This window comes from Streptomyces sp. NBC_01460 (assembly GCF_036227405.1).
GTDB lineage: Bacteria > Actinomycetota > Actinomycetes > Streptomycetales > Streptomycetaceae > Streptomyces.
Genome location: NZ_CP109473.1, coordinates 4,337,396 through 4,355,261 on the forward strand (window position 1 = coordinate 4,337,396; position 17,866 = coordinate 4,355,261).

Sequence of the window (17,866 nt, forward strand, 5' to 3'; positions counted from 1 at the left end):
GTCGCAGGGTCAGGGGCTGCGGCGCGGGGTGGTCAGGCGGGCGGCCGAGGCGATCGCGGCGCGGGCCTCCTGTTCGGTGAGGCCCGTGGAGATCGCCGCGTCGGTGAGGGCGTCCGCGAGGTCGTCGCCGAATCCGTGCTCGTAGGCGCGGCAGGCAGCCCAGAACAGACGGGTGTTGCGCTGGCCCTCGTGTGCCGCGCGGACGAACTGCACCAGTCCCTGTCCCTGCCGGGCGGGAGAGACCCGGCCGGTGGGGTGGTGGGGGCGCGGCGGGGGCGTGAGCAGGCGCAGGAGGGCTCGGGGGCAGGGGGCCGGTGCGAGACGGGCGGTGCCGGGGGCGAGCCTGTACCGGCCGTGGACGGTGACCGAGCCGGGGCCGACCAGGTATCCGCCCGCGCCGCGTACGTCGATTCCGGGTGCGAGGCGGCCGGCCGAGTTGGGCACGGAGACGCCGGACGGGCCCGTCAGCCAGAGGTGGCGTCCGCCGCTGGGCGTGAGCACCGTGACGGTGGGCGGGATGGTGAACAGGTGCTGGAGGGCCAGCTGCTGGAGGGCGGCGACGGAGTCGTTGCCGTGGGTGGTGTCGATGTCGAGGTCGATGCCGATCAGGCGGTGCGGCGGCCGCCCGCAGGCGATGCCGTAGCCGGTGGCCCTGGGCGCTGCGGCGAAGAGCGCGCGGACGGCGATCGGGTCGGTCGTGGCGTCGTGGACCCCGTGGCCGGGCAGCCCGCAGGCACCCCGGCAGTGCACGGGCGGGTCCTCGTCGCGGTGGGGTGAGCGCAGGGCCGGGAGCTTGGTGGCGGACAGCGGGAAGACGGGGAGCCCGCGCTCGGCGGCGGAGAGCGCGTGGGCCAGGGCCAGGGTGGCGGTCTGCCGATCGGTGGTGGCCATGGAGCCATTTTCGTACATGCGTTCGAAGAAGGGAAGAGGGGTGGTGCGCTCGGGGCAGCTCCGGGCAGAACGCTCGCTCCGGTGCGGGAGGTTTAGCGGGCGTTCCTCATACGTGCGGGGGAATCGCGGACCAGGGGCGGTTCGCCGGGGACGCGGTGGGCAGTTCTGCTCCGCGACGTCGTGAACAGCATCGGAGTGGTCGGCCGGCCGCTTCGGAACAGCCTTGTTTTCGGTTCCTGGAGGAAATTGACATGGCACGTATCCGCACTGCTCGCGCCCTCGCCGCCGTCGCCGCCGTGCCTCTGGCCGTCGCCCTGTTCGGAGGGGTCGCGGCGGCCGACAACGGTGCGTTCGCGAGCGACGGATCGAACGCAGGGGTGGCGACCATCGGGTCGGGCGGTGTCGGTGGCGACAACTCCGGCAACTCGTCCACCTCGCAGCAGCAGGCCGTGGGCGCCGGCGCCTCCAACCACAGCAACATCGTCCAGGTGAGTGGATCGCCCTTCACGTACATCGACCAGTCCACGAACACGTACAACTTCTATGTGATCTTCCCGCCGCTCTGGGTGAACTGAGCACCGGCGGCCCGTGCGGTGTCGCCGCCGCCGCGCGGGCCGCCCGCGCCGTGGGGGACCGGGCTCCCGTCCCGGGGGTGAGGACCCTGAGGGCGGGGGCCGCTCCCTCCACCTTCAGGAGGTGGAGCGTGCCCGGCCCCTACAACCTGAGGCGGACGTGGCTTCGGGACCTGGGGCCGATCCCCTTGTGGGCGCCCGCTCCTAGCGTGGAGTGATGACCACGCCAGTCTGCACCGGAGCCTCCAGGGCGGCCGCTGCCTCCGCCGGACACCGCCGCTATCCGTCGTTCTCGTCGTACGTGCGGGCCCGGGGCCCCGTGCTGCTGCGCACCGCGCGTTCCCTCACCGCGAACCCGAGCGATGCCGAGGACCTGCTGCAGACCGCCCTCACCAAGACCTACGTCGCCTGGGAGCGGATCGAGGACCACCGGGCACTCGACGGGTATGTCCGCCGCGCCCTCGTGAACACCCGCACCTCGCAGTGGCGCAAGCGCAAGGTCGACGAGTTCGCCTGCGAGGAGCTCCCCGAGAGGGAGTCCGCGCCCGCGCCGGACCCGGCCGAGCGGCAGTCGCTGCACGACGCGATGTGGCGTGCCGTGCTCAAGCTCCCGGACCGTCAGCGGGCCATGGTCGTCCTGAGGTACTACGAGGACCTCAGTGAGACCCAGACGGCCGAGGTGATGGGGGTCTCCGTCGGTACGGTCAAGAGCGCCGTGTCCCGGGCCCTGGGCAAGCTCCGAGAGGATCCGGAGCTCGGCCCGGTCCGCTGACGCGGTCCCCGTGCGCCCCCGCCGCAGAACGGTTCTTCCTGCCGACACCGATTCGTACTCCCGGAAGTAGTGACATACCGCTTGGTATGTGAGCAGAATCAGCGCACCCTTACTGCCGCGTAGCGCCCACCGGGAGGACGCCGTGCTGAGCACCATGCAGGACGTACCGCTGACTGTGACCCGCATCCTGACCCATGGGATGACCATCCACGGGAAGTCGCAGGTGACGACCTGGACCGGCGAGCCGGAGCCGCACCGGCGCAGCTTCGCCGAGATCGGCAGGCGCGCCTCACAACTGGCGCACGCCCTGCGCGACGAACTGGGCATCGACGGCGACCAGCGCGTCGCGACCCTCATGTGGAACAACGCCGAGCACGTCGAGGCGTATCTGGCGATCCCCTCGATGGGCGCCGTACTGCACACGCTCAACCTGCGGCTCCCCGCCGAGCAGCTGGTCTGGATCGTCAACCACGCCGACGACAAGGTCGTCCTCGTCAACGGTTCGCTGCTGCCGCTGCTCGTACCGCTGCTCCCCCACCTGCCCTCCGTCGAGCACGTGGTGGTGTCCGGGCCCGGGGACCGTGCGGCGCTCGACGGTGTCGCGCCCCGGGTGCACGAGTACGAGGAGCTGATCGCCGGCCGCCCCACCTCCTACGACTGGCCCGAGCTGGACGAGCGCCAGGCCGCCGCCATGTGCTACACCTCCGGGACCACGGGCGACCCCAAGGGCGTCGTCTACTCCCACCGCTCCATCTACCTGCACTCCATGCAGGTCAACATGGCCGAGTCGATGGGGCTGACCGACAAGGACACGACCCTCGTCGTGGTCCCCCAGTTCCATGTGAACGCCTGGGGGCTGCCGCACGCGACGTTCATGACCGGCGTCAACATGCTCATGCCCGACCGCTTCCTGCAGCCCGCCCCGCTCGCCGAGATGATCGAGCGGGAGCGGCCCTCCCACGCGGCGGCCGTCCCCACCATCTGGCAGGGACTGCTGGCCGAGGTCACCGCCAAGCCGCGCGACCTCTCCTCCATGGCGAGCGTCACCATCGGCGGCGCCGCCTGTCCGCCCTCCCTGATGGAGGCGTACGACAAGCTCGGTGTCCGTCTCTGTCACGCCTGGGGCATGACGGAGACGTCGCCGCTCGGCACCATGTCCAATCCGCCCGCCGGACTCACCGACGAGCAGGAGTGGCCGTACCGCATCACCCAGGGCCGGTTCCCGGCCGGTGTCGAGGCGCGTCTGACCGGACCCGGAGGCGAACACCTGCCGTGGGACGGGGAGTCCGCAGGTGAGCTGGAGGTCCGGGGCCCCTGGATCGCGGGTGCGTACTACGGCGGTGCGGACGGCGAGGGCCTGCGCCCCGACGACAAGTTCAGCGAGGACGGCTGGCTGAAGACCGGAGACGTCGGCGTGATCAGCGACGAGGGCTACCTCACGCTGACCGACCGGGCCAAGGACGTCATCAAGTCCGGCGGCGAGTGGATCTCCAGCGTGGACCTGGAGAACGCGATCATGGCGCACCCGGACGTGGCCGAGGCCGCGGTCGTCGCCGTCCCCGACGAGAAGTGGGGCGAGCGCCCCCTGGCGACCGTCGTCCTCAAGGAGGGCGCGACCGCGGACTACGCGGCGCTCAGGACCTTCCTCGCCCAGTCCGTCGCCAAGTGGCAGCTGCCCGAGAGGTGGACGATCGTCCCGGCGGTACCGAAGACGAGCGTGGGCAAGTTCGACAAGAAGGTGATCCGCAGGCAGTACGCCGACGGGGAGCTGGACATCACGCAGCTCTGAGCCGGGAAGCCCCCGCCCCTGTGGGGTCATGGCACACGACGAGGGCGGTACGGGTTTCCCGTACCGCCCTCGTCGTACGCGTCCACCGGCCTCCGGCCGTCAGTTCGTCCCTATCTTCGCCAGCAGATCCACGATCCGGGACTGCACCTCGTCGCTCGTCGAGCGCTCGGCGAGGAAGAGCACCGTCTCACCGGCGGCGAGCCTGGGCAGATCCGACTCCTCCATGCCGGCCGAGGTGTAGACGACCAGCGGTGTGTGGTTGAGCGAGCCGTTCGCGCGGAGCCAGTCGATGATCCCGGCGCGCCGGCGGCGTACCTGCATCAGGTCCATCACCACCAGGTTCGGCCGCATCCGGGTCGCGAGGTCGACGGCCTCGCTGTCGCCGGACGCGCGCGCGACCTGCATGCCGCGCCGTTCCAGCGTCTCCGTCAGCGCCAGCGCGATCTCCTCGTGCTCCTCGATCACCAGGACCCTCGGCGGATGCTGGTCGCTGTCGCGCGGGGCGAGCGCCTTGAGGAGCACGGCCGGGTCGGCGCCGTACGCCGCTTCCCTGGTCGCCTGTCCCAGACCGGCCGTCACCAGCACCGGGACCTCCGCCGCCACGGCCGCCTGACGGAGCGACTGCAGCGCCGTACGGGTGATCGGCCCGGTCAGCGGATCCACGAACAGCGCGGCGGGGAACGCCGCGATCTGGGCGTCGACCTCCTCGCGGGAGTGCACGATCACCGGCCGGTAGCCGCGGTCGCTGAGAGCCTGCTGCGTGGAGACGTCCGGGGCGGGCCAGACCAGCAGCCGGCGCGGGTTGTCCAGCGGCTCCGGGGGCAGTTCGTCGTCGACGGGCCGCGGCTGCGGGCGGTTGGCCACCTCGACGGCGCCACCGGGGCCGTCCAGCGGCTCCGGGCCCTCGGCGCCCTCGTCGGGGGCCCCTATCGCGTACGCGCGCCCCTCGGAAGCGGGCGAGGACATCAGCCGGCCCGATCCGGAGCCCTGCACGGTGCCGCCGGGCTGCGGCGGAACAGGGGCCGGGGCGGGCTGCGGCGGCACGGGCGCCGTGGCGGGCGCGGCCGGGCGCTCGGCCTCAGGAGGGGCGGCGAGTTTGCGGCGCCGTCCGGCACCGCCGAGCGTCTGGTTCTGCTGGTGCGCGAGGTGCTGTGCGAACGGCACGCCCTGCCCCAGGGTCCGCACGCTGAAGGCACGGCCCTGGGTCGAGTCCGACGACTCCGGCATCGGCGCCTCCGCGGGCAGCGGCCGGCGCCGCGCGTCCGGGACGGGGGCCGGAGCGTCGTCGTCGGCAGGATGCTGTTCCGGGGCGGGCACGGGCGCGGGCTCCGGCGCGGGTGCGGGACCGGCCGGGGTGGCGTCGCCCGTGGTGTGGGCGGTGGTGCCGGGGCCCGTCCAGGACCCGTCGCCGGCCGAGGGCATGTCGCCCTCGGGCGCCGGAGCGGTGGGAACCTGCCCCGTGTCGCCGCTCCGTGCCCAGTCGGGCTGCGGCGGAACGGCGGGCAGCGGCTGTCCGGGAACCGGATGGCCGGGCCGGGCCTGCGGCTCCTGCGGGGCCTCCGCCGGCCGTGCCCTGCGGCGCCCGGACGGCACGGGATGAGGCTGCGGCGGGGTGTGGTCCGCCTCCGGCGCGGTGCGTACGGCGTCGTGGCGCTCGGGCAGCGGGCCGTCCGCGGCCGGGACCGGCCGCGCGCCGGGCGGTGCCGACCTGGGTGCCGCCGGGGCCTGCTGCGGGGCGGGGGAGGCCGGTGCGACGAGGGACGGCGGTGCCATGACGGGTGAGCCCGGAGCGATCGGCGGGATCCGGTCCGCCGCGGCCGGGGGCAGCGCGAAGGCGGTCCGGGGGCCCGAGGGCTCGGCCGCTGCGGCGCGTTCCTGCGCTGCGGCGAGAGCCCGCCGCGCCCGGCGTCCTCCGGGCTGCTGTGCCTGCTCCTGCTGCGAGGACGCCTGGTGCGGAGGAACCTGCTGCGCGGGGGCCTCGGCCGATGCGAGGGCGGGCAGGGCGGGACGGCCACCGCTGCCCTGGCCCTGGCGCCCGGAAGCGTTCTGCGGCACCCCCTGGGGCGGCACCGTCTGGCCGCGCTGCGGGCGGCCGCCACCTCCCTGCGCGCCCTCCGCCGCCGTCACGACGGCGCCCTCCGAGGGTGCCGGGGCTGCCGCGGGGAGCGCCAGAGCCTGTCGGGGCTGGTCCGCCGCGGCCTCCGCGCCCGTCTCCGCGGGGCTGGGCCGGCCGCGCCTGCGGCCCGAACCCTCGCTCCGCTGAGGCGGGGTCATCTCCTGTACCTGCTGCTGCTCCTGCGGGTCCGTGGACTCACGGCGTGCCCTGCGCCGCCCCGTCGGCTCCGCGGCCGCGGTGTCACCGGTCTCCGGACCGGCCGCCCCGCCGTCGACGGGACCGTCCAGGAAGGCGTCCGTCGACCCCCTGCGCGCCCGGCGACGGCCGCCCTGGGCGGGCTGGGGCGCGGACTCCGGTACGGCGGCTTCCTCGGGCACGGGGAGCGGCTCGGGCGCGACGGCCCCGGAGCCCGTTCCGAGTGGCACCTCCAGGACGTACGCGCTGCCGCTCATCCCCGGCATCTCGTGCGTCTGGAGCACGCCGCCGTGGGCCCGCACGATCCCGCGCACGATCGGCACGTGCACCGGGTCGCCACCGGCGAACGGGCCGCGCACCTCGATCCGTACGACGTCGCCGCGCTGCGCCGCGGCCACGACGACCGTGGAGTCCACGTAGCCGCCGCCCGGCACCGGGCGCGTCTTGCCGGTCGAGTCGACACCGGCCACGTCCGCGACGAGATGGGCGAGCGCCGTGATCAGCCGGCCCGCGTCGACCTCGGCCTCGATCGGTGGTGCGTGGACCGCGAACTGCGCCCGCCCCGGACCGATCAGCTCGACCGCTCCGTCGATGCCCGCGGTCACGACCGCGTCGAGCAGCACCGGTTGCTTGACGAGATCCTCGGCGCCGGTGTCCAGGCGCTGGTAGCTCAGTACGTTGTCGACGAGGGTCGTCATGCGCGCGTAGCCAGCGGCGAGGTGGTGCAGGATCTGGTTGGCCTCGGGCCAGAGCTGGCCGGCCGGGTCGGCGGCGAGGGCCGAGAGCTCGCCCCGCAGCTCCTCCAGCGGCCCGCGCAGGGACTCGCCCAGTACGGCGGTCAGCTGGGTGTGCCGGGCGTCGAGACCCGCGAGGCGCTCCGCCTGCTCCTCCAGCTCGGAGGCGTACCGCTCGGTCCGGTCCGCCGACTCGGCCGCGTGCTGTTCGGTGAGCGCGGCGACTTCGGCCTCACGGCTCTCGGCGAGCGCCGCGACCTCGGCACGGTGGCTCTCGGTGAGCTCGGCGATCTCTGCCGCGTGCCGTTCGGTCAGCCCGGAGATCTCCTCGGCGTGCTGCTGCGTCAGCTCCTCGTGGGGCCTGCGGTCGGTGAAGGTCATGACGGCGCCGACCAGCTGGTCGCCGTCCCGCACCGGCGCGGTGGTCAGATCGACCGGCACCTGCGCACCGCTCTTGGACCAGAGGACCTGCCCGCGCACCCGGTGCTTGCGCCCGGACCTCAGGGTGTCGGCGAGCGGCGACTCCTCGTACGGGAAGTCCCCGCCCTCCGCCCGCGAGTGCAGGATCAGCGGGTGGAGCTCCTGGCCGCCGAGGTCGCTGGCGCGGAAGCCGAGGATCTGGGCGGCCGCGGGATTGACCAGGACGACGCGGCCGTCCGTGTCGGTGCCGACGACCCCCTCGGAGGCGGCGCGCAGGATCATCTCCGTCTGGCGCTGCGAACGGGCCAGCTCGGCCTCGGTGTCGACGGTGCCCGAGAGGTCCCGCACGACGAGCATGAGCAGCTCGTCGCCGGTGTAGCTGGAGTGGATGTCGTTGTACCCGGCCTGGCCGCTGTCCAGCGAGGCACTGGTGACCTCGACGGGGTAGTCGGTGCCGTCGGTCCGGCGCGCGATCATCCGCGTCGGCTTGGTCCTGCCCTGCTCGTCCGCAGATTCCGGCCTGCGCATCGACCCCGGGATCAGCCTGGAGTCGAACTCCGGAAGCAGATCGAGCAGCCCGCGGCCGACGAGCGCCGTGCCCGGGGTCTCGAACATCTCGAGGGCGATGGTGTTGGCGTTGACGACCGTGCCGTTGCAGTTGACGAGCAGGAGCCCGTCCGGGAGGGCGTCGAGTATGGCTGCGAGGCGAGCAGCGCCTCGGGATGGCCTGCTGCTCACGAGACGCTTCCTCCCTGAATACCGCACCTTGCCGACAGCGGGCCCCATCCTGCCCCTCGGGCCTCAGGCTGTCACTGGAGGAGTCTAAAGGCAGGGAGCGCATGGCGGGCGGCGGATGAGGGGGAGCTCTCACCAAGGTTCTGTGCACACGGTGTACGCCGGTGGCCTATGACGTCACCGCGAGCGCCCCCTCTGACGTGCGTCGACGGATTGCGGTGTGCGCCGGCAGCCGACCCGAAGTGCCCCTGGAAAACGGCCTGGAAGCCTTTCGGGCGGCTGCTGTGCGCCCCGGTGCACGCCCTCCCGCCGGCCGGAGTCTCCCGGCGCACGCCCCGCCGAACCGGCTACCTGGCGGACGGGAGAACCGGCACGAGGTTGTTCCAGCGCGAGATCTCGCAGCCGTTGGCCCGGCTGAACCGCGCGTCGACGTTCTCCCCCTGCCAGGTGCCCTGGACCCGCGCGGCGGCCGGGCCGCCGGCCTGCTGGGTGCACATGGCGTTGCGGTCGGTCGCCACGAAGGGGTTGTCCCCCGACCCCGCGGCCTCGTCCAGCAGATCGCAGGCCCGCTGGGCGGCGGGGTGGCTGCCGCCCGCCGGACCGCACTCCAGCTCGAAGACCCCGTCGGCCGACGGATTGCCGGACTCCGAGACCGTCACGGTGAGGCGGGTCCGCGTGTCCTGCTCCAGCGGCCAGTCCCCCTGGAGCACGGGGAGCGGGGGCAGCGGTACAAGAGGGGACACGGCGGTGGCGGCGGGCGCCGCGGCGGACAGCGCGGCGAGGGACGCGACAGCGGCGAGAGTGAGACGGCGCAGCATGCGGGGCTCCTGATGTTCTGGCGCGCCCAGGAGCGCGCCGGTCTGCCGCGCACGCGCCGCCGGGTGGGGGCGCGCACGGGCACACACGGGGGTGACGGACGGAGGGCGGAGCCCTCGTCCTCTCTAACGCTCCTTACGCCCGCACGTTGCGCAACTCATGGGGGGCCGACCGGAACAACCGTCCGGACGGCCCCCTGGCCCCACGTCCTCGACCGGCCGGCCCCGACACCTCCCTAAGTGCTTTGCCTCGCCGCCCACCTGCCTAGTACCGTGGGCGGCGATTGGTGACAGCGCGCTCGAATGTGTCATCATCTGCACGCACCACTCGCGTTCGCGCGGGGTGTGCTGGAGGCGTCGCCTAGTCCGGTCTATGGCGCCGCACTGCTAATGCGGTTTGGGTTTTAAAACCCATCGAGGGTTCAAATCCCTCCGCCTCCGCAGGAACCCGAAGCCCCGTGCCCCAGGCACGGGGCTTCGGGCGTACCCGGCTCGGGAAACCCCCGCCTGAACGGTGTTTTGCCAGGTCAGGCGGGGTGCGGCTAATGGATTTCGCGTCACGGCGCAGGTCATGTAATGTTGTTCTCGCAACGCCGACCGGGGAGAAAAACCCCGGGGGGGCGGGACCGAGGCCCCGGCCGAGGACACGCACTCGTAGCTTAACGGATAGAGCATCTGACTACGGATCAGAAGGTTGCAGGTTCGAATCCTGCCGAGTGCACAGCAGGCCAGAGGCCCCCAGGAGAAATCCTGGGGGCCTCTCGCGTTGCCCGTACAGCAGCGAAGTACAGCAACCGTGTCAGCCGGTACCGCCCATCGCGTCGGACAGCTTGCCGATCGCGGCGCGTACCTCTTCCTCGCTGGCCTCGGCGTAGACCTCCATCGTCATGGCGATCTGTGAGTGCCGAAGGATTCGCTGAGCGATCTTCGGGTGCACTTTGAGCGCGACCAGGAGCGAACTGCATGTGTGCCGCGTGTTCCGCAGCGGGATGACCCGGAGGCCGGCGCGGCGGGCCCGAAGTGCGAACATCCGGGTGAGGTTCCCCGGCTCGATCGGAGTGCCGTACTTGGTGGTGAACACCAGGCCGTGCGCGTCCTGCCAGAGTTCGCCCGCGGCCGTCCGGTCGCCGACCTGCTGAGCCCGGTGCATCCGTAGGGCTTTCAGGCAGAGGGACGGCAGGGGCAGGAAGTCGTCAGAGTCTTCGGTCTTGGTCTCGCGGTGGAGGATCTGCCTGCCAGCCCGCTGGATCTGGTGGTCCACGTACAGTTCGCCGGCCTCGAAGTCGATGGACTTCCACGTAAGCCCCAGAACCTCCCCGCGTCTCAGGCCGAGCGTCAGCACAAGAACCCAGGCTGCGAAGAGGTGGTCATCGCGAGCGGCAGCGTCCGCGAGGAACTGGCCGGCCTCAGCAACAGACCACGGCTTGATCCGGCGTCGACGAGGCTTCGGCACCTTCACGAGCGAGGCGACGTTCTTACCGATCTCCTCCTCTGTGACCGCATGCGTCAGGGCAGCCCGCAGAGCGTCGCGGGATGCCTGGATCACCCGGCGGGACGGGTACGACTCGCAGCAGTCTCCGACCGCGCAGCACTTCCGTCGAGCAGCCGCCCTCTTCTCGTCCTTCCCCTGGGCGCAGCACTGACAGACGGTGCCCAGCTTGGTCAGCCACTCGCGCACATCCCGGACGGTGAGCTTGTCGAGCCGCTTGGAGCCGAGGTGAGGGGTGATGTAGAGCCTGACGTACCCCTCGTACGAGACGTAGGACAGCGGGGCGAGGTTGGGCTTCACGATCGAGTCGAGCCAGTACGCCAGGAAGGCGTCGAGGGTGCGGTGCCGGGTGGCCACTGGCCCCTTCTTCGCTTCCGCGTGGAGGGCCAGCCACTTGTCGTGGACCTCTTCGCGGGTCTTGCCGTACGCGTACTTCCTTGCGCGCTTCCCGTCCGGCTTGGTCACCCAGACGTAGGCCGCGAAGCCGTTCTTGTACGGGTAGATGGAGCCCTCTCCGTTGCCGCGCTTGCCGGTCATGCTGCCCACCCTTCGGCGTCGGCGGAGACGCGCTGGATGTACTCGTCCACCCAGGCCGGGAGGATGCGGCGGTTGCGACCGACTTTCACGGAACGGATCTCCCCGGTGAGCACGAGCATTTTCGTCTTGGAGAGCCCGAAGCCGAGCATCTCGGCGACCTCGGTGGTGGAGTGCCACTTGCGCTCGATCACGGTGGTGGTCATGCAGCTGTCCCTTCCAGAGCGTCATACCGGGCTTCGCGGGCGGTCTCGCGGTTGGTTTGGAGATCACGGGCGATGGTGGCGGCGAGAGCTCCTTCGCCGGGGGTGTGCCCGTGGCCTACGTACTGCCAGTCGGTCAGGACGAGGACGGTGTCCGGTTCGCGGTCGGCGAGGCCGAGAGCAGGCGCTTCCTGGGCGGCGCGGTAGTCGGCGCGTTCCTGACGGAGGGCGCCGAGGGTGGTGGAGTAGGTGCGGGACTTGGACGAGAAGTGGCCGCGGAAGCCGAGCATGTGGGCCCAGGCCCAGAGACGTCGGTCCGGATAGAGGCTGTCGAGCTCACGGCATGCGGTGATGAGCCGACGGGTGTGATCGGGAACGCGGTGGCGGTCGAGTTCGGCGAGCTCACCGATACGGCGGTCCAGGGTGCCGGTGTTCTCGGCGGCTTTGGTGGCGTACTTGGCCACGTACGAGGCGACGGCCTGTTCGGTGACATCTGAACCGTCGCCGAAGGCCTTGACCGGGCGGACGTCGAGCTGTCGTCCCCATTGGAAGGTCCGGGCCGACTGTTCACCGGCAGCCGGGACGGAGACCGACGTGTACGAGTGCGCGGCTGCGGCTCGTATCGCGTCGGTGAGGAGATCGACCGTGGCCCAAGAGGGCGGCGGAGTGCAAGGTCCCTCCGGGCCGTCGAGACGTACGACGGCGTGGAAGTGGAGGGCTCCGCGCTTCTGGAATTCGGCGACCTTGCCGAAGGAGACGCGGAGATGGTCACCCAGCTCACGGCGTGGGATGCCCGCGTGGATGGCGAGTTCGCGGCGGAGTCGGGTGGTGAAGCGCTGCCAGAGCTCCCCGGCGTGGTTGTTGAAGAGCACGGCGCCCGCGTAGTCGTAGGTCTCCGGGTCAAGGGCGGAGCCCAGGTCCGCGGAGTCCGAGGCGTGTGCCGTGCCGCACCGGCAGGTGCCCCGGTCGGGGCGGTTGTGGACAGGGCCGAACGAGGGTGCGGTGAGGGTGGCGAATACGCGCGGGTGGTCGCGGACGGCGGCGGTGATGTCGCGGCGGTCGTCTCCGGCGAGGCCGGCGCGGATCAGGTGGTAGGTGTCGCCCGCGTAGGTCCAGGCGCAGGAGGGGCAGCGGGAGGCGCGGCGGTTGCCGCAGGCGATGCGGAGACGCCCGCCCGGCTCGTACGCGGTCGAGTAGCGGTGCAGGGTCTCGCCGGTGGTCTTGTCCTTGTGGGTTACCCAGCCGCTCAGGTGGACGGGGTCGGCACAGCCGCCGGTGCGGCGGATCTGGTCCTCCCAGCGGGTGTAGTCGGAGGCCGAGGCCACCCGGAGGACGTCCCCGAGGACGGTCGGGTCGAGCTGTGGGGCGGGCGTGGACCGCTTCTGTTTCGAGGGTGAGGGCCGGTGGGCCATGCTGGGGGTTCCTTCCGGTTGCGAGATCGATCGGTGGGCACGGCTCCCGGGCGGCGGATGCTTGGCGGTATCGAGGCCGCCCGGGGCCGGTCAGCGGCGTTTGGCGTCGGACGCGATCAGGGAGCGCAGGACGACCGCGCAGACGGCGACCGATGCGCTGGTGACGGCGACCGCCAGGAGCAGCGAGACCAGGACGGTGCCGACGACCAGGACGACGGCAGTGCCGGCACCGACGAGCGCGACCGCGGTGCCGGGGGTGAGTTGTACGACCGGACGGGTCGGCGGAGGGGCGGCGGGTGCCGGGGCAGGCGTGCCCGGCGTGATGGTGGTCGGCTGGATGACGGCGGGTGGGGTGACCAGGCCCGAGGGCTGCGGCATGGTCGGGATCTTGGGCTGGAACATGGGTGGTTCTCCTCTCCCGGGCGCGGGCTACTTGACGGCGGTGTCGATGACCGAGGCGAAGAGGCTGTCGGCGAGGAGGTAGCCGCCGAGGAGGAGCACGCAGATCAGCCACGCCGGCGGGCGGAAGAGCTTGATGCCGAGGTAGCCGACGACCAGCAGGGCGATCCAAAGGGGGACGTCCATGGACGCTGTCTCCTAACGGACGGTGCAGCGGTGGGTACGGGCGGCGAGTTGGGCGGCGGTCCGGCTGGAGTAGTCGGCGGACCAGCCGCAGCGGTCGGCAGTGCAGACGGCGGCGTGGACGGTGCGGCCGGTGCGGTCGCGGTGGGTGCCGATCTGTACGGGGCCGATACGCATCACGGAGTGGAAGCTGTCGCGGGCGGGCATGCCGGTCAGCCCCTGTCGGTCGTCGGGTCGGTGTACTGGGCGCGGAGGCTTCGGGCGGTGGCCGGGTCGTCGACGCGTCGTGCGGCTTCCTCGGCGAGCAGGTGGGCCAGGAAGGGGCGTCCGGCTGCGGCCATCTCACGCGCTCCGTCGAGGTAGTCGGCCACGGTCAGGTCGGCGGGATCGTGGGTCATCTCAGTTCTCCTTTGCGGTCAGCTGAGGCGGGCGGCGATGGCGTCGGCGAGGTGGGGCGGAACGCCGAGGCGGGAGCGGAGGGTGTCGGTGTCGATCGGTGATCCGGTGCGGGTGCGGTACTCGTCGGCGACCTTGCGGGCGTGGTCGATCAGCACGGCGGGAACGGGCGTATCCGGGGAGGGGGCCGGTGGCGAGGACAGGGCCGTTGTCGCTGGGGGCTCATCGGCTTGGGATGGGATCGGGGCCGCGTCAGGCACACGCGTCGGCCCGACGTCCTTTGTCTCCGTGACGGCGGCTGGCGGAGCTGGCTCCGGCTTCCGCGACGAGTGGGCGAGGAGAGTGCCGCCGAGGAAGGCGAGTGCGGGCCATCCGGCGATGCCGAGCCGGAGCGGGGCCGGCGGATCGGCCAGGTCGAGGAACCCGGCGGTGGCGACGTTGGCGCCGAGCGAGGCGAACAGGGCGATCAGGAACCAGCACCAGGCCAACCGGGACGGGCCCTCACTGCGCAGCCGACGCCAGGCGGCGACAAGGAGCAGGTCGACGCTGACCGGGTAGGCCCATGCCTTCCAGCCGTCCTGTCCGGCCGCGGCGGCGAGGTCGTGCAGGTGGGCGAAGGACAGAGCTCCGGCGATGACCGCCTGGATCAACACCGCGTCGATCCGGAGACCGTGCCGGGCGCCCATCAGGAGTCCTCAGCGGGGTCGGAGTCGTCCGGGAACGTGCCCGGCGGCTCCGGCAGCGACACGGCGAGGGACGGGCTGACGACGTCCACGAAGTCGAGGTCGGCGCCGGCCATGTCGGCGTACAGGGCGAGTTGGCCGAGCAGAAGCACGGTCCGGGCGAAGTCCTCGCAGTCGGGGCACATGGCGGTTCTCCCTTCTCTGGGCATGGCAGTGGTAGGGACTCGGCGCGAAGACGGTCACGCCTACCGAGTGGGGGGAGAGATCAGGCGGTGGCCGGAGAAGCCTTCGCCGATGGCACAAGCTCGGTGGCGGTGCCGGTGGTGGGCCGGAAAGGGGCCAGCTCGGGCAGGTCCGGGGTCCTGTCGGCGTACCGGTTGCAGAGGTTCACGGCCTGGCGGAGCGAGGTGTGCGGAGCGCGGATGCGGTGCCAGCCGCCGGACGAGTCTCCCGCGATAGCAAGGCCTCGCAGTTCGGCGGGAATCTGGATGGCGGCGAGGACCGCGTCCGGGGCGATGTCGCCGAAGGCCATGTTGGCGGAGGTCTCGTCGTTGAGACGGTGGGCGGTGCGGCCGGTGAGTTGGGCGCGGAGCATGGTGATGCCCTTGCCGAGTTCGGAGCCGAAGCGCTGTCCGCAGATTTCGAGGTAGATACCGGCGGCGCGGCCGAGCTGTGCGAGACGGACCAGGGCGGTGATGATGCGGTCTCGCCGCCTCTCCTCCTCCTTCGTTGCGTACAGGGCGAGTTCGGCCACCTCGTCGACCAGGACGACGACCGGGGTCGGGCGGAGCTCCTCAGGCAGGTCCCAGATGTCGGCGGCGATCTCCGCGTCCGGCACATCGACGGTGATGCGCTGCTGGGTACGGATGAGGCGGTAGACGTCCGCCATCCGCGCCACGAGTGCATCGAGGAGTTCGGCAGCGGTGTCCGGGCTGTCGGCCAGCGCTGAGAACCTGCTTGCCAGCGGGAAGAGTTCGACCCCTTGTTTGCAGTCGATGCCGACGAGGGCAACGTCCAGAGGAGCAAGGCCGGCGACCAGGTTGCGTTGGTAGACCGACTTGCCGGACTCCGTGGCACCGAGGGTGAGGGCGTGAGGGTTCGCGCGGTAGTCGCGGTAGTGCACCGACCCGTCCTCCCGAAGGGCGACCGGTACCCGCATCGGCCGGGTCTCCGTCTCAGCAGGCATCTGCACCCGCTTGAGCACGTCGTATCCGGTCATCCGCACCTCGACGACACCGGACCGCACCTCACGCGAGGTCACGCCGAACATCGAGAACGAGTGCCGAAGCCGGTCCGAGGCCGCAGCGATGTCGAAGACGTCCTGCCCGGGACGGAGCTTGAGTCGGAGGACCAGGCCGGTGCGAGTCGGCCACAGTCGTCGGATACGCGGTGGGCGGGGTTCAGGTATCGGCTGGTTGGTGGCCCGAGCCAGAGATAACCGCCAACGCGCCGGCGGAACGGTCAACCCGCACGCGTCCATGACCGAGCGGTACCGGACCAAGACCCGCAGCGCGGCCAGAGTGACCCCGAAGCCCAGCCAGTACCAGGCGGGCCGCCGCCACCGCAGGAGACCCGCAGCGGCGACGACCAGCACCAGAGCGACCGTGAAGGCGGTCATGATCAGGCCGCCTTCGACCCTGTGGTGGCGACGTCGGCGAGCGAGGTGACCGCGACCGCGCGGAACGCGATGCCGTGCCGCCGCTGGCCGTTGAAGTCGTTCTCCCACGGACGGGCGACCAGGCCGGTGAGCGCGACCGGCGTACCCATGGCCAGCTCACCGGTGATCCCGGGCTCCGGAACGGTGACGGACAGGATCTCCACCTCCTCGTTCGCCGCGAACATCACGTCCACGGTCATGAGCTGAGCACCGGTCTCCATGTCGGTGGCGATCTCACCGGTGCGGCGGTCACGGACCTTGACCTGCGGAATCTTGGCGACCATCACGACAGCGCTGGAGGTGTCGACGGGAATCTGACGCACAGCAGATCACTCCTCTATAGATGCTGAACTCCATCACTCATGTATATGAGTGACATGAAGAAGAGTGCCTGACTCCTGTACATGAGTCAACCCGCCGCGAAGAAGAACTCACGACGGGTTGCGGGAAGTTGAGCGGACGTCAGTCGTCGGCAGGAATCCGATACTCGAAAACGAACTGGTCAGCGGCCATGAGCGTGTCGCACACCTCGACCACCCGACCCGCGGTCGTACGGGCCTCCCGGATCAGGTGAACCACGGGCGCGCCAGGGCTGAGCGCCAGTTCCGACGCCTCCGACTTCGAGGCCGGGCGCGCTTGCAGCGTCTCGACGAACTCCGCGAACTCATGCCCGTGGTCTTCGAGTCGGGCGTAGATGCCACCGCCACCGGGGTTCTCGGCGAACAGCTCGGGAATCTCCTTCACCACGTCCCAGGGCAGGTACGACGAGGCGGTTTCCACCGGGGTGCCGTTGCGGAAGTAGAGGCGCCGGCGGGCCAACACCTGCGTACCGGCGGGGACACCCAGCCGCTCGGCGGCGTCCTCGGGCGCGTCCATGGGACCGATGTAGAGGACGCTGACTTTCGCGGTGGCGCCGGACTGTGCGGACTCCGCGAGGTAGGCGGCCTGGCCACCTTGCCGGAGCGAGCGCCGGAACCGATCGGAGGAGCGGTGCCGTACGGGGGGCCGGTCCTTCACAATCGAGCCCTTGCCATGCCTGGTCTCGACGAGCCCACTCGCCCGTACCTCGACCATGGCCTTACGGATCGTCCCGCCGGAGACGCCGTAGCGGTCCACCAGCTCGGATTCGCTCGGCACCATGTCGCCGGCCTTGAGGACCCCTGCCCGGATCTGCTGCACGAGGTCATCAGCGATCTGCACATACCGAGGACCGGAACCGGCCCCTCCCGCCGCAGTTCCCATAGTCCTTCCCTGCCTCCTATGCTCCTCTACATGAGTCAATCACAGGAAGCGACACCCACTCCCCTGCACTCCGTGTCCGTCGCCGGAGTAGTGGTGCGCGAGGACGGCCGCCTCCTGGCGATCCGCCGAGCCGACAACGGCACCTGGGAGCTTCCTGGCGGCATCCTCGAACTCAACGAGACACCCGAGGCCGGCGTTGCCCGCGAGGTCTGGGAAGAGACAGGCATCCACGTCGAAGTGGACCAGCTCACCGGCGTCTACAAGAACACGACCCGAGGCATCGTCGCTCTAGTCTTCCGCTGCAAGCCCTCCGGCGGCACCGAGCGCACCTCAAGCGAGTCGACCGCCGTCTCCTGGCTCACACCCGACCAGGTCAGCGAGCGCATGGCAGAGGTCTACGCGGTCCGTCTGCTGGACGCCCTGGACGGCAACGGCCCTCACGTGCGGAGCCACGACGGCAAGCAGCTCACCTCAGCGGGATAAGACTTTCTCTACTTCATCAAGGCGGCTCGCTCCGCTCGCCGCGCGCTCCCCGGCTCACCGCCGGGGCCTGACGCTCCTGCCTTCGGCCCGCTCTGGCCCCGGCTACGCCGGTCGCGCGGCTGGAGCGAGCACCATGGTGGGGAAGA

19 protein-coding genes and 2 tRNA genes are annotated in these 17,866 nt (G+C 71.3%); 6 read left to right on the forward strand and 15 right to left on the reverse strand.

What is annotated here, in order from left to right; translation table 11 throughout:
* Positions 1 to 9: 9 nt before the first annotated feature.
* Complete coding sequence (locus tag OG488_RS19275; protein ID WP_329230885.1) at positions 10 to 891, reverse strand: bifunctional DNA primase/polymerase; 882 nt, start codon at positions 889 to 891, stop codon at positions 10 to 12.
* Positions 892 to 1,142: 251 nt separating this feature from the next.
* Here OG488_RS19275 and OG488_RS19280 point away from each other — a divergent pair, with 251 nt between their 5' ends.
* The 3 genes from OG488_RS19280 (at position 1,143) to OG488_RS19290 (ending at position 4,024) form a co-directional block, all read left to right on the forward strand.
* Positions 1,143 to 1,466: a hypothetical protein gene (locus tag OG488_RS19280; protein ID WP_329230886.1), complete on the forward strand. Its 324-nt coding sequence runs from the start codon at positions 1,143 to 1,145 to the stop codon at positions 1,464 to 1,466.
* A gap of 214 nt (positions 1,467 to 1,680) precedes the next feature.
* Complete coding sequence (locus tag OG488_RS19285; RefSeq protein ID WP_329230888.1) at positions 1,681 to 2,235, forward strand: SigE family RNA polymerase sigma factor; 555 nt, start codon at positions 1,681 to 1,683, stop codon at positions 2,233 to 2,235.
* 142 nt (positions 2,236 to 2,377) lie between these two features.
* On the forward strand, positions 2,378 to 4,024 hold the full coding sequence (locus tag OG488_RS19290) for a long-chain fatty acid--CoA ligase (RefSeq protein ID WP_329238806.1): 1,647 nt from the start codon (positions 2,378 to 2,380) through the stop codon (positions 4,022 to 4,024).
* 99 nt (positions 4,025 to 4,123) lie between these two features.
* Here the strand turns inward: OG488_RS19290 and OG488_RS19295 are convergent, their stop codons facing one another.
* Entirely contained in the window at positions 4,124 to 8,227 is a 4,104-nt protein-coding gene (locus OG488_RS19295) for a PAS domain-containing protein (RefSeq protein ID WP_329230890.1), read from the reverse strand.
* 344 nt (positions 8,228 to 8,571) lie between these two features.
* Positions 8,572 to 9,042 carry an SSI family serine proteinase inhibitor gene (locus OG488_RS19300; RefSeq protein ID WP_329230892.1) on the reverse strand — a complete coding sequence of 157 codons (471 nt, stop codon included), beginning with the start codon at positions 9,040 to 9,042 and terminating at the stop codon, positions 8,572 to 8,574.
* Between the two features lie 347 nt (positions 9,043 to 9,389).
* Between OG488_RS19300 and OG488_RS19305 the strand changes: the two genes are divergently transcribed.
* A tRNA-Ser gene (locus tag OG488_RS19305) sits at positions 9,390 to 9,480 on the forward strand.
* Between the two features lie 207 nt (positions 9,481 to 9,687).
* Positions 9,688 to 9,760: transfer RNA gene (locus OG488_RS19310), tRNA-Arg, on the forward strand.
* Positions 9,761 to 9,838: 78 nt separating this feature from the next.
* Here the strand turns inward: OG488_RS19310 and OG488_RS19315 are convergent.
* The 12 genes from OG488_RS19315 to OG488_RS19370 form a co-directional block, all read right to left on the reverse strand.
* Positions 9,839 to 11,074: a site-specific integrase gene (locus OG488_RS19315; RefSeq protein WP_329230893.1), complete on the reverse strand. Its 1,236-nt coding sequence runs from the start codon at positions 11,072 to 11,074 to the stop codon at positions 9,839 to 9,841.
* Positions 11,062 to 11,268: an excisionase family DNA-binding protein gene (locus OG488_RS19320; RefSeq protein WP_018513692.1), complete on the reverse strand. Its 207-nt coding sequence runs from the start codon at positions 11,266 to 11,268 to the stop codon at positions 11,062 to 11,064. Before OG488_RS19320 ends, OG488_RS19315 begins: the two co-directional genes overlap by 13 nt.
* Complete coding sequence (repSA, locus tag OG488_RS19325) at positions 11,265 to 12,677, reverse strand: replication initiator protein RepSA (protein ID WP_329230897.1); 1,413 nt, start codon at positions 12,675 to 12,677, stop codon at positions 11,265 to 11,267. Before repSA ends, OG488_RS19320 begins: the two co-directional genes overlap by 4 nt.
* 90 nt (positions 12,678 to 12,767) lie before the next feature.
* The gene (locus tag OG488_RS19330; protein ID WP_329230899.1) at positions 12,768 to 13,079 is read right to left on the reverse strand and encodes a SpdD-like protein; all 312 of its coding nucleotides are present in this window, start codon (positions 13,077 to 13,079) and stop codon (positions 12,768 to 12,770) included.
* A 27-nt stretch (positions 13,080 to 13,106) separates the two neighbouring features.
* On the reverse strand, positions 13,107 to 13,262 hold the full coding sequence (locus tag OG488_RS19335; protein ID WP_098894951.1) for a hypothetical protein: 156 nt from the start codon (positions 13,260 to 13,262) through the stop codon (positions 13,107 to 13,109).
* Positions 13,263 to 13,274: 12 nt separating this feature from the next.
* Positions 13,275 to 13,466, reverse strand: a complete 192-nt coding sequence (locus tag OG488_RS19340; RefSeq protein WP_107412428.1) for a mobile element transfer protein — start codon at positions 13,464 to 13,466, stop codon at positions 13,275 to 13,277.
* Positions 13,467 to 13,471: 5 nt separating this feature from the next.
* Entirely contained in the window at positions 13,472 to 13,657 is a 186-nt protein-coding gene (locus OG488_RS19345; RefSeq protein WP_215039852.1) for a hypothetical protein, read from the reverse strand.
* An 18-nt stretch (positions 13,658 to 13,675) separates the two neighbouring features.
* Positions 13,676 to 14,341 carry a DUF2637 domain-containing protein gene (locus OG488_RS19350; protein WP_329230905.1) on the reverse strand — a complete coding sequence of 222 codons (666 nt, stop codon included), beginning with the start codon at positions 14,339 to 14,341 and terminating at the stop codon, positions 13,676 to 13,678.
* A complete protein-coding gene (locus tag OG488_RS19355; RefSeq protein WP_093686344.1) occupies positions 14,341 to 14,523 on the reverse strand; it encodes a hypothetical protein in 183 nt (60 codons plus the stop codon). Before OG488_RS19355 ends, OG488_RS19350 begins: the two co-directional genes overlap by 1 nt.
* Positions 14,524 to 14,603: 80 nt before the next feature.
* A complete protein-coding gene (locus OG488_RS19360) occupies positions 14,604 to 15,956 on the reverse strand; it encodes an FtsK/SpoIIIE domain-containing protein (RefSeq protein WP_329230909.1) in 1,353 nt (450 codons plus the stop codon).
* A 2-nt stretch (positions 15,957 to 15,958) separates the two neighbouring features.
* Positions 15,959 to 16,318 (reverse strand): SCO3933 family regulatory protein, encoded by a 360-nt coding sequence (locus OG488_RS19365; RefSeq protein ID WP_010060547.1) that lies wholly within the window; start codon positions 16,316 to 16,318, stop codon positions 15,959 to 15,961.
* A 139-nt stretch (positions 16,319 to 16,457) separates the two neighbouring features.
* Positions 16,458 to 17,237: a GntR family transcriptional regulator gene (locus OG488_RS19370; RefSeq protein WP_124264243.1), complete on the reverse strand. Its 780-nt coding sequence runs from the start codon at positions 17,235 to 17,237 to the stop codon at positions 16,458 to 16,460.
* 18 nt (positions 17,238 to 17,255) lie between these two features.
* On the opposite strand from OG488_RS19370, the gene OG488_RS19375 reads away from it, so the two are divergent.
* Positions 17,256 to 17,720: an NUDIX hydrolase gene (locus OG488_RS19375; RefSeq protein WP_329230915.1), complete on the forward strand. Its 465-nt coding sequence runs from the start codon at positions 17,256 to 17,258 to the stop codon at positions 17,718 to 17,720.
* Positions 17,721 to 17,866: the final 146 nt, after the last annotated feature.